This is a genomic window from Paenarthrobacter sp. CM16, from assembly GCF_013179505.1.
Lineage (GTDB): Bacteria > Actinomycetota > Actinomycetes > Actinomycetales > Micrococcaceae > Arthrobacter.
The window spans coordinates 1-14,169 of sequence record NZ_JABMCX010000119.1; the positions used below are offsets into that span (position 1 = coordinate 1).

13 protein-coding genes are annotated in these 14,169 nt (G+C 64.4%); 3 read left to right on the top strand and 10 right to left on the bottom strand.

Annotated features, from left to right (window positions below; translation table 11 throughout):
• The 4 genes from HP499_RS12105 to HP499_RS12120 form a co-directional block, all read right to left on the bottom strand.
• On the bottom strand, window positions 1-1,041 hold a 1,041-nt coding region (locus HP499_RS12105), incomplete at its 3' end, for a DUF222 domain-containing protein (RefSeq protein WP_253951548.1).
• 106 nt (window positions 1,042-1,147) lie between these two features.
• A complete protein-coding gene (locus HP499_RS12110) occupies window positions 1,148-1,696 on the bottom strand; it encodes a hypothetical protein (protein ID WP_172324304.1) in 549 nt (182 codons plus the stop codon).
• Between the two features lie 72 nt (window positions 1,697-1,768).
• Window positions 1,769-2,518, bottom strand: a complete 750-nt coding sequence (locus HP499_RS12115) for a 3-hydroxybutyrate dehydrogenase (protein ID WP_172324305.1) — start codon at window positions 2,516-2,518, stop codon at window positions 1,769-1,771.
• 4 nt (window positions 2,519-2,522) lie between these two features.
• Window positions 2,523-3,908, bottom strand: coding sequence for an MFS transporter (locus tag HP499_RS12120; protein WP_172324306.1), 1,386 nt, complete (start codon window positions 3,906-3,908; stop codon window positions 2,523-2,525).
• Between the two features lie 137 nt (window positions 3,909-4,045).
• Here HP499_RS12120 and HP499_RS12125 point away from each other — a divergent pair, with 137 nt between their 5' ends.
• Window positions 4,046-4,942: a LysR family transcriptional regulator gene (locus HP499_RS12125; protein ID WP_172324307.1), complete on the top strand. Its 897-nt coding sequence runs from the start codon at window positions 4,046-4,048 to the stop codon at window positions 4,940-4,942.
• A 14-nt stretch (window positions 4,943-4,956) separates the two neighbouring features.
• On the opposite strand, the gene HP499_RS12130 is transcribed toward HP499_RS12125, so the two are convergent.
• The 6 genes from HP499_RS12130 to HP499_RS12155 form a co-directional block, all read right to left on the bottom strand.
• Window positions 4,957-5,781, bottom strand: a complete 825-nt coding sequence (locus HP499_RS12130) for an ABC transporter ATP-binding protein (protein ID WP_172324308.1) — start codon at window positions 5,779-5,781, stop codon at window positions 4,957-4,959.
• A 17-nt stretch (window positions 5,782-5,798) separates the two neighbouring features.
• The gene (locus HP499_RS12135) at window positions 5,799-6,860 is read right to left on the bottom strand and encodes an iron chelate uptake ABC transporter family permease subunit (protein WP_172324314.1); all 1,062 of its coding nucleotides are present in this window, start codon (window positions 6,858-6,860) and stop codon (window positions 5,799-5,801) included.
• 41 nt (window positions 6,861-6,901) lie between these two features.
• Entirely contained in the window at window positions 6,902-7,996 is a 1,095-nt protein-coding gene (locus tag HP499_RS12140) for a Fe(3+)-siderophore ABC transporter permease (protein WP_172324309.1), read from the bottom strand.
• A complete protein-coding gene (locus tag HP499_RS12145) occupies window positions 7,997-8,878 on the bottom strand; it encodes a siderophore-interacting protein (protein ID WP_172324310.1) in 882 nt (293 codons plus the stop codon).
• Window positions 8,875-9,825: an ABC transporter substrate-binding protein gene (locus HP499_RS12150; RefSeq protein ID WP_172324311.1), complete on the bottom strand. Its 951-nt coding sequence runs from the start codon at window positions 9,823-9,825 to the stop codon at window positions 8,875-8,877. The genes HP499_RS12145 and HP499_RS12150 overlap by 4 nt, the downstream gene beginning before the upstream one ends.
• Before the next feature lie 157 nt (window positions 9,826-9,982).
• Window positions 9,983-10,861, bottom strand: a complete 879-nt coding sequence (locus HP499_RS12155) for an AraC family transcriptional regulator (RefSeq protein WP_253951549.1) — start codon at window positions 10,859-10,861, stop codon at window positions 9,983-9,985.
• A 40-nt stretch (window positions 10,862-10,901) separates the two neighbouring features.
• Here HP499_RS12155 and HP499_RS12160 point away from each other — a divergent pair, with 40 nt between their 5' ends.
• Window positions 10,902-12,665: an ABC transporter ATP-binding protein gene (locus HP499_RS12160; RefSeq protein WP_253951550.1), complete on the top strand. Its 1,764-nt coding sequence runs from the start codon at window positions 10,902-10,904 to the stop codon at window positions 12,663-12,665.
• Window positions 12,662-14,169 (top strand): ABC transporter ATP-binding protein (locus HP499_RS12165; RefSeq protein ID WP_172324313.1); only part of this gene is annotated, 1,508 nt, incomplete at its 3' end. The genes HP499_RS12160 and HP499_RS12165, both read left to right, overlap by 4 nt.

Sequence of the window (14,169 nt, forward strand, 5' to 3'; positions counted from 1 at the left end):
GCTGCGATGATGCTGGTCCTCGGACCCGGATGGTTCCTCAGCAAGAAGCGCCCTTGCCCATTCCGCGGGTACGATTCCGTAGCCTTCGAGTCGGGCGGGTTCGGCATCCCCTTGGAAGAGCGCGCGATCGGTCATGACGAGGTTGAGGTTGATACCTGAGACACCACCCGGTGTACCGGTAATGCGTTCAGTCAGAGTGTCTGCCATGGCCTGGCCGCGGGTTCGCGCGTCTCCGCTGGAGCGAAGGGAGTCAGCCGTCCGGGTCAGCGCGGCATAGACAGCCACGCCTTGGGCGACCGGGAGCAGGGCGGTGAGGTACGTCATGGTGTCCGGCGCAGGACGGAGGCTGACCGTCCGTTCCGTGGCTGCATGGCTGGCTCGTTGCGCCACCGAGCGCGGGTCACGGCGATACGCGGCGGCCTTGGCGGCAGCGATGATGGTTTTGTCCCCGGCTCCTTCAAAGGTCCCGGCGTCAGGGGCGAGTTCCTCGTCCACAGCAGCCCGGTCTTCAACGGACAGGCAGGCTGTTTCCCTCACTAGCAGCGTTGCCCGCCATTCGTTCAACTGGCCCGACTCCAGGGCTGCCATGGTCCGGGGCATCTCCGTGACCAGCGCCTTGGCAAGCCCTAAAAGCCTGGACCCTTTGTTTGGTGATTCCCGCCGTGCCAACGCCACCTGCGCAGCAACGCCCATGCCGCGTTCTGCCGCGGGAACCCCGGACTGGGCCTGCTCGGCCCGCTGCGTAAGATCAAACGCCACCGCAACCCGGACCTGCCGGGCCGAAATTGCAGACGTCAGTTCCTCAAGTTCGCGCATCTCATCAATAAGCCCCGAGCTATCGGCGTTGATCGGAAGCGTCCTCAGATCAAAGATGAGCCCCTGAATGCCCGGTCCTCGAACGGCCGCGCCAGATACTGCCGAGGCGGTAGCCGAGGGAGTCAGGACAAGGGAAGAAGCATCCGGTGCCGAAGCCACTGGCGCTTGCTGCGATCCCCCGTTTCCGTCCATGAAGCCACTCTTCCAGCGACTCGGGCCGAACATCAGACCCCATCTTGTCTATGTGGACAACCTTCAAAACGCCCGGGAAGGGCAGGAAAACAAAAAGGCCAACAACGCCAATGTTCACGACGAGCATTGGGGCCAGCTGTCACCTCGCAGGCTCAAAATTGAACAGCAGTCCTCGTACCTCCTCCATGGCCTCGGGAAAGCCGGCCACGTCTATCACGCCCAGGGTTGTGTCCAGCTGGATCGAGCGAACACCCCGGCCAAGCAAGCTCGCATCGTTGGGATGAGGGTCCCAGAGATTGGGCTCCGCCCTCCCACTGATGAGGAAAGTGAAGAGCCTTTCTTGCGACGGTCTGGCGGTGCCTGTTCGGACAAAGTCCACCGCTGGAGTGCGAAACGACACCAGCCCGCGCTCCCAGCCCATCCGGCGGCCGCTTTCCTGTGGCTCGTGGCAGCGGATCCAACACTCCAAACGCCCGCTTCGTAGCAGCCGCTTGAAGCGCAGCCGTGTAGCGAATGCGTCGAGATACAGGACCGCGTAAGAACTAAAGACCCCAACAACAGCGAAGGTGACTGCCCAGTGCAGCGGCTTTCCCGTGATAACAAGCATCACCGTGAAGGCAGCCACCGCCGCGAGGTTTATCGCTGTAGCCCCGGCACGCCGTCCCCGCAAAGACATCACTTTAGCCATGCCACACTCTAAGCTGCCAGCCGTTCGCCCAGCGCCACCTCGGCGGGAAGGGCCGTGCGCGCCGCAAAGGGGCTACCGGGCCGACCACCCTCCGTCCATCGTGTAGCTCGCGCCGGTGACCATACCGGCGTCGTCGGAGGCCATCCACGCGGCCAGCGACGCAACTTCCTCCGGTTCCACCAGCCGTTTCACCGCAGACTCCGTGAGCATCACTTTGGCCAGGACTTCTGCCTCGGGGATGCCGTGGAGCCGGGCCTGATCGGCAATCTGGCGTTCCACCAAGGGCGTCCGAACATAGCCCGGGTTGATGCAGTTGGACGTGACCCCGTGCTCGCCCCCCTCCAAGGCGGTGACCTTGCTCAGGCCCTCGAGCCCATGCTTGGCAGAAACATACGCGCTTTTGTACGCCGAGGCGCGGAGCCCGTGGACGGACGAGATGTTGATGATCCTGCCAAAACCGTTGGCGTACATGTGTGGGAGCGCGGCCCTGATGAGGAGGAACGGGGCCTCCAGCATCAGGGCCAGGATCCGCCGGAACTCCGCGGGTTCGAACTCCTCGATCGGGGCAACTTTCTGGATTCCGGCGTTGTTGACCAGGATGTCGCAGTCCAGGCTGAGTGCGGCCAACGAATCCACGTCCAGCAGGTCCACGGTCCAGGCCGTGCCGCCCAACTCATCGGCGAGCGCCGCAGCTCCGGAGGCATCGACGTCGGCCACTACTACTTTCGCCCCGCGGGCGGCGAGCGCCCGGGCGCAGGCGGCTCCGATTCCGCCGGCGCCGCCGGTCACCAGTGCTTTGCGTCCGTTCAAGGAGTTGTCCATCGGGTCAGCCCTTCGGGGTAGCGGTTGTCAGGCCGTGCCGGATTGCGTCGGCCTGGTCCACCTCTTGGAGCGCGATGCCCTTGGTCTCCTTCAGCGAGACAACTGCGACGACGGTGATGGCGCAAGCAACCACGAGGTAGATGGCTGTTGGAACCCAGGAGCCGGTGTCCTTGAGCCACTGGGTTGCCAGCAGCGGTGCCAGCGAGCCGGCGAAGATGGACGTGACCTGGGAGCCGAGCGATACACCCGAGTAACGCATGCGGGTGGGGAAGAGCTCGGACATGATGGCCGGTTGGCCCGCGTACATGAAGGCGTGCAGGCAGAGGCCGATGGTGACGGCGAGGACGATGATCACGGCGTTCTTGGTGTCAAACATGGGGAAGGCGAAGAACGGCCAGGTTGCACCGGCAATAGCGCCCACCAGGTAGACCGGCTTGCGACCCCACGAGTCCACGAGCCGCCCGACCTGCGGGATGACCAGGAAATGGATGACGTGGGCGATCAGGAGCGCCAGGAGGAGCGAGGAGGTGTCGTACTTGTGGACACTCTTGAGGTAGACGATCGCGAAGCTCACCACGAGGTAGTACATGATGTTCTCTGCGAAGCGGAGGCCCATGGCCTGGAGGATGCCCTTGGGGTACTTCCGGATGACTTCGCCCACGCCGTAGCTGATGGCCTTGGACTCTTCCACCTGCGCCTTGGCTTCGAGGAAGATGGGGGCTTCGGTGACGTGGGTTCGGATGTAGTAGCCCACGAACACGATCACTGCCGACAACCAGAACGCCACACGCCAGCCCCAGCCCAGGAAGGCCTCGCTGCTGAGGACTGAAGACATGGTGAACAGGACGGCGGTGGCAAGGAGGTTACCTACCGGCACTGCCGCCTGCGGCCATGATGACCAGAAGCCCCGGGACTTGTTGGGGCTGTGCTCGGCTACCAGCAGGACAGCACCGCCCCATTCGCCCCCAAGTGCGAAGCCTTGGATGAAGCGCAGCGCCACCAACATGGCCGGTGCCCAGTAGCCGATGTCCACGAAGCCCGGGAGGCAGCCCATCAGGAACGTGGAAACGCCTACGATCACGATGGTCAGCTGGAGGGTGGGCTTGCGGCCCAGTTTGTCGCCGATCTGGCCGAACACGATGCCACCGAGCGGACGGGCTACGAAGCCCACGGCGTAAGTGATAAATGCCTGGATGATGCCGTCCAGCTCGTTGCCGGTGCTCGGGAAGAAGTACTTGCCGAAAACCAGCGTGGCAGCCGTGGCGTACAGGAAGAACTCATACCATTCCACCACCGTGCCCACCATCGAGGCCGCGACGATCTTCTTGAGTCCGGAGCCTTCGCCGGCGCCTTTCCCTGCTTTTGATGCGGAGCGCTGCTCTACGCTCATATCCATCTCCTCAGTGTCCTCTTTGACCCTTTTGACCGTGATGTGATCCACAACACGAAATGCTCCACTGAGTATTGCTGCAGATTCTTCCGCGCTCAATGACCAAAGTGGCACCCTATGTGTGCAGAATTGCAGATATGAATCCGAACCCCGACGACCTCCTCATCTTCCTGGCCGTTTCCCGCTCAGGAAAATTCACGACGGCGGCCCAGGCCTTGGGACTGAACCACACCACCGTTTCGCGCAGGATAGCAGCGCTGGAGAAGGCGCTGGGCGGCAGGGTCCTCGCGCGTGCGGCTGGCGGTTGGGAAGTGACCGAGTTGGGTGCGGATGCCGTACTGGTCGCTGAGCGGATTGAAGCTGCGGTGAGCGCGCTGGGACCGAGCGACCGTGCACCCGACCCCATCACCGGCGTCGTACGCATGACCGCAACGGATGGCTTCAGCGCCTACATTGCGGCACCGGCGATGGCGCGCTTGCGAAGGGAACACCCGGGGCTGAGCGTGGAGATCGTGACGGTGACACGCAGGGCGTTGCAGCAACGTTCCGGCTTGGATATCGAAGTGGTGGTGGGGACGCCGCAAGTGCACCGGGCAGAGGCCATCAGGCTGGGTGAGTATCGGCTGGGGATGTACGCGTCCCGGGCCTACTTAGCGGCAAACGGTACCCCGGAGAGCATCGAGGAACTCACTCAGCATCAACTGGTCTATTTTGTTGACTCGATGCTTCAGGTGGACGATCTGGACGCTCCGCGCAGGCTTGTTCCCACCATGCGCGACGGCCTGAGTTCAACCAACGTGTTCGTGCATGTGGAAGCCACCCGGGCCGGGGCAGGCGTGGGATTCCTGCCGTGCTTCATGGCTGACCGGCACGCTGACCTGGTGCGTCTTCTCCCGTCCGACTTCGCCGAGCTCCTCCCCTACTGGATGGTCCTCCGCCCGGACTCCATGCGCCGCCCGGCGGTAGCCGCCGTCGTGCAGGCCTTGCGGGAGGAGACGGAGCAGCGGCGGGAGGAGCTGCTGGGCGCGGAGTAGCGCGGGCGCCGAGGTCAGGACCCGAGTGGGATCACCAGTGGCGTGTGGCTTACGGGGTCATCGATCACCATGCACGGCAGGCCAAACACGTGCTCCACCAGCTCGGCCGTGATCACGTCGGCGGGCCGCCCCTCGGCAACCACGGCACCGTCCTTCATGGCGATCAGATGCGTGGCGTAACGGCAGGCATGGTTGAGGTCATGGAGGACTGCCACCAGGGTGTTTCCCTCCCGATTCAAGCGCCGGAACAGTTCCAGCAGCTCGATCTGATGCGCGATGTCCAGGAACGTGGTGGGTTCGTCCAGCAGGAGCAGCGGGGTTTGCTGGGCCAGGACCATGGCCACCCACACGCGCTGCCGTTGCCCGCCGGAGAGCTCGTCCACCAAACGCCCGGACAACCCAACAACGTTGGTGGCTTCCAAGGCCGAAACAACAGCGGCTTCGTCCGCTTCAGACCACTGGCGCAGCAGCTTCTGGTGCGGGTACCGGCCCCGGGCAACGAGGTCCGCCACGGTGATCCCGTCAGGCGCAATGGACGTCTGCGGAAGTAAACCCAAGCGACGCGCGACTTCCTTGGCTCCATAGGCGGAGATGCTCTTCCCATCCAACAGCACGGAGCCGGAGCTGGGCTCAAGAAGCCGGGACAGCGCACGCAAAAGCGTCGACTTCCCGCAGGCATTGGGCCCAACAATGACGGTGAATTCACCATCGGGAATGCGCACGTCAAGCGCCTCGGACACGGTCCGCCCGGCGTAACCCAAACTCACCTGCTCAGCGCGGAGGCGGGCAGAACCGGGCAGCGAGCCAACGGCAGCAGGAATATCCAGCACATCAGTCATAACAATCTCCTCGGATTTCATTGCCGCTTCACCTCGCGGGCAAGGAGCCACACGAGGTAGCAGCCGCCGATGCTGACGGTCACCACGCCCACGGGCAGTTGGATGGGCGCGAACAGGTTCTGCGCCACGATGTCACTGGCCACCAGCAGGAAGGCACCCATCGCCGCGGAGGGAACCAATCCCACAGATGCGGATCGGGTCAAGCGGCGAGCCAGTTGCGGCGCGGCCAGAGACACAAAAGCGATGGGTCCCGCCGCAGCGGTGACCATGGCAGTCAAAGCCACACCCACCACTGCCAGGACCAGCCGCGATCCTTCCAGCCGAACGCCCAAGGCCCTGGCGGCGTCGTCACCCATTTCCAGCAGCCCCAGCCGCCTGCCGTAAAAGGCCAACACCACCAGGAGGACCACAAGGACGCCAACCACGGGCGGCACCTGATCCCACGAGACCTTGTTGAGGGATCCTGCGCCCCACACGGCGGCGGACATCGCCTGCTCCAGCGAAGCCTTGAGGATCATCCAGGTGTTCACCGACGCCAACATGGCGCTTACAGCGATGCCGGCAATGATGAGCCGAAAGCCCTGAATGCCCTTCTTGTACGCAAAGAGATACACCAAAGCCGCAGTCAGCAGCCCTCCCGCCAAGGCGCCGGCGGACACCGCGAAGTAGCCCCCACCCATCAACAGGATCACCACCAGCGCACCCGTGTACGCGCCGGTGTTGAAGCCGATCACATCGGGGCTGCCCAGCGCATTACGCGTCAATGACTGGAAGATTGCCCCGCTGACACCCATGGCCACCCCCAATAACAGGGCCAGGAGCACGCGGGGCAATCTCCACTCCACCACCACCATGTGCACGGCGCCGCTGGATTGACCCAGCAATGCCGAGACGACGTCCGGCACCGAAATGCTGAACTCACCCAGGCCAAGGGCGACGACGGCGAGCACCAGGGCGGCGGTGACGAGGACGGCGGTGACAACAAGGGTACGGACGTCGACGCGCAATGAGACGCGCCCGTGGAGGCCCCGGACGGCAAGGGTCCGGCGGCCGAAATCGATGGAACGGGCCTGCTGCATGGGAGGGGCCTGTTGGATGGGAGGCGCGGGATCGGTGCGCGTCACAGCGTGCTCACTTTCCGGCGTCGGATGAGCCATATCATGACAGGCGCACCGATGAAGGCCGTGATGATGCCTACCTGCATTTCGCCAGGACGGAGCACCAGCCTGCCCGCGATGTCAGAGACGAGGAGCAGCACGGGCGAAAGCACCAGGGTGTAGGCCAGGATCCAACGCTGGTCCGGCCCGACGAACCACCGGGCCACGTGCGGAATCATGAGCCCCACGAAACCGATCGGGCCTGCGGCGGCCGTTGCCGCACCGCACAGCAAGGTGACGGAAACGATGGTCCAAACCCGGGTGCGGATGATGTTGGCGCCGAGGGACTTGGCGGTGTCGTCGCCCATGGCCACGGCGTTCAGGGGCCGGGCAAGGGTGAGTGCTATGAGCGTCCCCACCAGGATGAACGGCGCTACGGTGGTGAAGATTTCCCAGGTACGGTTGCTCAACGTCCCGGCGCTCCAACTGCGCATACTGTCGAACACGGCGGGCCGCAACAGAGTGATCCCTGACGAAATTCCGCCCAGGACTGCTCCCAGGGCAACGCCGGCAAGGGTGAGGCGGAGCGGTGTTGCCCCGCCTCTCCCCCGCGAGCCGATGAAGTACACAGCTACGGTGGCAACCACGGCACCGGCGAACGAGAACCAGATGTACTCGTGGATGCTGGTCACGCCGAACAGTGCAACCCCTAGCACTACGAAGAAGCCCGCACCCGCGTTGACGCCCAGGATGCCTGGGTCCGCCAACGGGTTGCGCGTCAAGGCCTGGATCAGCGCCCCGGACAGGCCCAGGGCAATGCCCACCACCACTCCGGTGACGGTGCGGGGCAGGCGGAGGTCGTGGATGATCACGTGCTCCGGCGAGGCATCGTAGGCAGTGATGGCGGGCCAGAGATTGCCCATGTCCACGTCCTTGGACCCCACCACCAGGCTTAGCCACAGAACCAGTGCCAGCGCGGCAACCGCGGTGAGCAGTCCCAGCAGGCGGTATCGATTCACGGCCACTAACCCGGCGGGGCGCGCATCTGCAGAAGAAACCGGCGCTGCGTCCTGCGGTTCACCCATGACCGGGCGGGGCGCCATGGTTCCGGATGCCATTTAGAGGCCCAGCAATTCGAACTTGGCGTCCTGAAGATCCACGATTTCCTCGCGATCGCGCTTCTCGTTGGACCAAAGATCGTCGAACCAGCGGCGGGTTTCGGCGTCGAGGTTTTCCCAACGCGCTTCCCAGGCCTCGCTCTTGTCCGTCCAGTAGCCAATCAGCTTGTAGGACTCGGGCGTGAGCTTCTTTTCATGCCGGAGGTACTTGCGGATCCCGCGCAGCACCTTGGTTTCACCGGCCACCCAGATGTAGCCGATGCCGCCAGGCAACTCCATGGAGCGCAGGACCTCGCCCAGCCGGGACTGGCTGTGGCCGTTGCCGCCATGGATCCAGGCGACCTCGGTTCCAGCGCCCAGGGTCAGCTCCTGCTGGTGCGACGGGTGCTCCACCTCGATCAGGACCCGGGTCCGAACTCCCGGCGGCGTCTGCTCCACCAGCCGCGCGACGGCGGGGAGGCCGGTTGCATCGGCCAGCAGGATCTGCCACTGAAGGTCCGCCGGGGGTTCGTACAGTCCGGTGGGCGAGTTAAGCCCGACGACGTCACCCACCTGGGCGCGCTGCGCCCAGGAAGCTGCCAATCCGCCGTCGTGAACGACGAAGTCAATATCCACCGTTCCGGCGGCGGGGTCCACAGTGCGGACCGTGTAGGTCCGCATGGCAGACGGCTCTACGCCCTCGGACCAGTCCCAGGAGTCCCCGGTGGAGATGGGCAGCCGGGCCTCATGCGTGCCGGGATCGGGGAGGAAGACCCGGAGATATTCGTCGCCGACACCCGTGGTGTCGAAGCCGGCCAGGCCGGGACCGCCGAAGGTAATACGCACCATTCCAGGCGTCAAACGGCGGGTGGCGAGGACCTCGGCCCGGTAGATGGCCATCATGACAGGAGGGCCTTTTCGAACTTTTCCAGCAGTGCGTACTGGCCGCTCGGGGAGCCGTAGATCATTTCGAGGTCGTAGGTGTGGATCTGCTTGTTGGCCACGAAAGGCAGTGAGGTCCACAGCTTGTTGTTGGCCAGCGGGGCGAAGGCGTCCGGGTTGGCGCCATCCTTCTCGGGAACCTCGGTGGTGATGATGGCATCGATGCCGCTGAGCTGTTCCAGTTGCTCGCCACTGAGCTTGACGCCTTCTCCGTCTGCGAGCGGGGAAACTTTCAATCCGAGGTCCTTGATGACCAGGCATGGGGTTCCGTAGCAACTGACAGAAACCTGGTCCTCGTAGTAGTCCACGGGGCCGATGACCAAATCGCTCTTGCCGGCGGCGGCCAGGCGCTTCTTTACGTCGTCCACTTTGGCTTGGTATTTGTCCATCCATGCCTGGTACTGCTCCGTCTTGCCGAAGGCCTCGGCTACGGTCTTGAACTTGGTGCGCCAGTCGCTGCCGTCGAAGCCGTTGAACGTGTAGGTGGGAGCGATGTCGGAGAGCTTCCCGTCAAGCTCCTTGTCGTAGCCCAGGCCATTGAGGATGACATCCGGCTGGGCCTTGAGGATGGCCTCGAAGTTGAATTCCGGGTAGTTGGTGAAGGGCGTGATGCCCTTGAGTGCTTCCTGGTCAAAGAAAGACGGGAAGCCTGTGTAACCGCTGTCGCGGATGGGCTGCTGGTTGGCCAGCGGAATACCCAGCGTGATCAGCATGTCCAGGTCTGTGGTGTACATGCCCAAAGCCTTCTTGGGTTCGGCGGGGATGTTGACCTCTTTGACCTCACTGGTGACAGTGCGGGTTTCGGATTTCGCACTGGCGCTGGCATCGGTAGTGGCGCTGGCCCCCGTGCTGGCGCAGCCGCTCAGGAGAAGGGCTGCTGATGCCAGGGCCGCAACGGCGGCAGACATGGTTTTAGAGCGTGAAATCACTGCGGTCCTCTTGGTTCTCAGGGGAGACGGAGAGCTCCCGATGGCGACCGCGGCCCCGTTGATGGGTCCTCGCAGCGGCTGCCGAAGTTAGGTATACCTACCCTAACAACGGACTGGTTGGAGAAACCGCTGGAATCTATTCGGAACCGGCCAAAGAGTGATGGTTTCCGGCCTTAAGCGAGGACACGTACCAGCCGGGAGTGTGTCCCATCACTTTTCGGAACACCTGAACGAAGGCGCTCGGGTTGTTGTAGCCCACCCGCCTGCTGACCGTAGAAACGGGGTAGCCGGCAGCCAGCAGCCCCAAGGCCACCCGCACCCTGGCGTGGATGCGCCACTGCGCAAACGTCATGCCGGTTTCCTTGTGGAACAGGCGGGAAAGGTTGCGGACACTGATGGCAACCTTCACGCTCCACTCCTCCAGTGAACGGTCCAGGGCGGGATCATCCAGGAGCGCCCGGGCTATGAGTTCCAGCCGGGGGTCCGTGGGCATCGGCAGCAGCATCGGCCGGGCATCCACAACATCCAAAAGCCCCACCGCCACCTGCTCCGAGCGTTCACGGATGGAGTCATCCATATCGAAAGCGCTCATGTGGCGCAGCAACTCCTGCGCTGCGGCCGGCACCGTCACCGCCACGGTCCGGCTCGCAAGATCCGGCACTACCTGGCCGTCAATGTGCGAGCAGTAAAACCCCGTACCCTGCGCGGATTTCACTGCATGGACCACGCCCGCGGGGATCCAGAGGCCCAGGGTTGCCGGTACGGCGAAGAACCCGCCGTCGGCTTCCACTGTCAGGACACCGCGGGCACCCCACAGCAACTCATGGGTAGTGTGGACATGGTCCGTCCACGTTGCCGGCGTCGCGCACTCGAAATACTGCGTACAGACGCCCTTGACCTGAGACACCATCCCACCTTCGGCAGGGGCGTACTGCCGCGATTCCCCATGCACTCCCGGCAACACTTCCAGTTGGGCCGCTGCGTGTCCGGATTGCGATATAGCTTGGCGGGTCATCTGGCCTTCTCGAAGTTAGGTGAGCCTTACTATGGTAAGCATGCCTTCCCGTTCCGCCACTCCGCCCTGCCCGCCCGGGCGTAAAAAGCAAGCACCCTGGAAAGCCTCCCGGCTGTTCAGCTTCACATTGTTCGCCAACGGCCGCTGGAAGCTGTTGGTGGCGGGCTGCGCCGGGCTCTCCCTGCACCAAGTCAGCGAGGCTTTGGTTCCGGCAACCATCGGCGCTGCGGTGGACAACGCCATTGAACCGAACGACGCCGGCGCCCTCCTGGGATGGTTGGGCGCCTTGGCAGTGGTGTTCGTAGTGCTGGCACTCTCCTGGCGCTTCGGCACCCTGGCAACCGAGCGGTCCTACAACTACGGCTCGCACGATCTCCGCCAACTGGTGGTGGAACAGACACTCCATCCCCGCGGAATGGCCACCCGACGGGCCCCGGGGGAAATTGTTGCAATTGCTTCCTCGGACGCCGACAGGGTTGCCGGGCTGTCCTGGCTGATCAGCGGCGCCCTTGCTGCAGCGGCAGGTGTGATTACCTCAGCCGTCACTCTCCTGCTCATCTCCGTGCCGTTGGGCCTTGCCGTTCTCCTGGCAACCCCCATCATGCTGTTGGTGATGCACCGGTTGACCAAACCACTGGAAAACCGCAGCGACGTGGAACAGTCCACGGCAGCACGCGCCGGCGCCCTGGCCACCGATTTCATCACCGGTTCCCGGCCGCTGAAGGGCTTGGGCGCAGAGGACGCTGCCATGGGCCGCTACCGTGAGGCGAGCCGGACGTCGCTCGCCTCCGCCCTCAAAGCCATCCGCGCAAAGTCAGCCTACACAGGAGCAAGCACGGCCTTGTCCGCAGCGTTCCTGGCAGGTATCGCCTTCTTCGCAGCCTGGTTCGCCCTCCAGGGAAGCATCACGGTGGGGCAATTGGTGGCTGTTGTTGGCGTAGCCCAGTTTGTTCAAGGACCCATGACCTGGCTGGGCTTCCTCAGTGTTGAACTCGCACGCAAACGGGCCTCGGCAGCACGGATCGCAGTATTGCTCGAGGAACCGGACGCCGTGCCCGCGCTTGGTTCCAGCACGACGACGTCCGCCGGGTCAGCGGCACAGCCCGCCTCCGCGGGGCAGCCAATCCCGCTCCTGGAACTGCTCGACGGCCCGGACAGCAAGGGGTTCCCGCCGTTCACGGCGTCCGCGGGGGAAATCGTGGGCGTGGTGCTTCCGGACGGCTCCCAAGCCAGGCGGCTGGTGGATACCCTCGGCTTCCGCATACCGGCTCCCCGCGGCGTGGTGTCCATTGAAGGCCGCGATGCCGCCGATCTGGACCCGGTGCACGTTCGCGCGAGAGTCTTTGCCGACAGTCACGAGGGCGTCCTTTTCCGCGGCAGCGTCCGCGAGAACGTGGCAGCAGCCGATGCCCGGCTGCAGGAACGGGCCATGGCGGCTGCCGCCGTCGGGGATTTTGTTTCACAACTGCCGGAAGGCACCGAAACCGTCTTGACCGGGCACGGCCAGAGCCTTTCCGGCGGCCAGCGTCAGCGGCTTGTATTGGGGCGCTCACTGCACCAGCAGCAACCGGTACTGGTCCTGCACGACCCCACCACCGCCGTCGATACCGCCACCGAGGCCGTCATTGCCCGCGGTCTGGGCAATTTCCCGGATAAGGCGCTGGTGCTGGTCACCACCAGTCCTACGCTGCTGGCCGTGTGCCATCGCGTGGTGGTGGGCGGCGCCGATGGACCACCGGAAACAGGGACGCACCGGGAGTTGCTCGCGACGTCGGCCGGCTACCGCGAGGTGGTGGGCTCATGAGCTCGGAGATCCTGCCTATTGCCACCCCCCGCGAGACCCGGAGGGCCATGTGGCGCCTGTTGGCGCGACGCCCCGTCAGGCTCGCTGTGACCATTTTCGTGTTGCTGGCAGCATCCTGCTGTGGCTTGGCGGCCCCGGCAATTTTGGGCGTGATGGTCAATATCGCAGCATCCGGCGGGGAGGTCATGTCCCTGCTGTGGCTGGCCATCGGGCTGTTGGTGGCCGGCGGCCTGGGGGCGCTGTTGGGCGTCCTGGGCCAAAACCTGCTGGCCCGGATCTGCGAGGAAGCCTTGGCCGGGCTGCGTGAGGAAGTGTTCGCGGCCGCCGTCCGGAAGCCGCTCGCACAGTTGGAAAAGGCGGGCATTGGCGATGTCGTGGCCCGGGTATCCGGCGATGTCGAGGCCGTCAGTGAAGCGATCTCGGGCGTGCTGCCCGCGTTCACCAGCGCTGCGTTCACCATCGGCGTGACCCTGTTGGGTCTGGGCGTCATCGACTGGCGTTTTGCCGTGGCCGTGTTGATTGCCGCGCCACTGCAGATTTTCACCTTGCGGTGGTTCCTCAAACGGACCGCCCCCATTTATCGGACAGTCCGCATCACCGAGGCCAACCGGACCGAGCAAATCATCGAGACCGTCCACGGTTCCCCATCTGTCCTGGCCTTGGGCCTTGGATCCCGTCACGCGGACCTGGTGGCGGCTGCCTCGAAGGAGAACATCGGTCATTCGCTGCGCGGGGTGGGTTTCCTGACGCGGTTCTACAACCGCCTCAACCTTGCCGAACTGATCGGCCTGTCCGCTGTTCTGGTGGTGGGGTTTTGGCTTCACGCCGAGGGGGCTGTCACTATTGGCGCAGCCACCGCGGCAGCCCTCTACTTCTACCGGCTGTTCGACCCCATCGGCCTGGTCCTTGGGCAGTTCGATGAGCTCCAGAAAGCCGCCGCCGGATTGGGCCGCATGTTCGGGTTGACCATGACCGCAGGCCCATCTCCCGCAACGGCAACGTCAGCTGCTACAGATGCCGGCATCGTCCTGGACAACGTCACCTTTGCCTACCCGGGTCAGCGACCAGCCCTCAAGGGGGTCTCGCTCACCGTCCGTCCGGGCGAGCGGATCGCGATCGTGGGCACTTCGGGTGCCGGAAAAACCACCCTGGCCAAGGTCATCATGGGCTTGGAACACCCGCATAGCGGGACGGCCTGGGTGGGCGGACTCGATTCCGCCGCCGCGGCCCCCGCGGACCTGCACTCGCGGATCGCGATGGTCAGCCAGGAGGTGCACGTCTTCTCCGGCACGCTCGCCGAGGACCTCAGGCTCGCCAAACCGGACGCTTCCGCGGCAGAACTTAACCGCGCGCTGGAAGCCGTTGGGGCTGCTTGGACTGACATGCTCGACGACGGACTGGAGACGCCCGTAGGCGCCGGCGGGCACCAACTCACCCCCGAGCAAGCGCAGCAACTGGCTCTTGCCCGGCTGATGCTTAAGGATCCGCCCATCGCAGTCCTCGA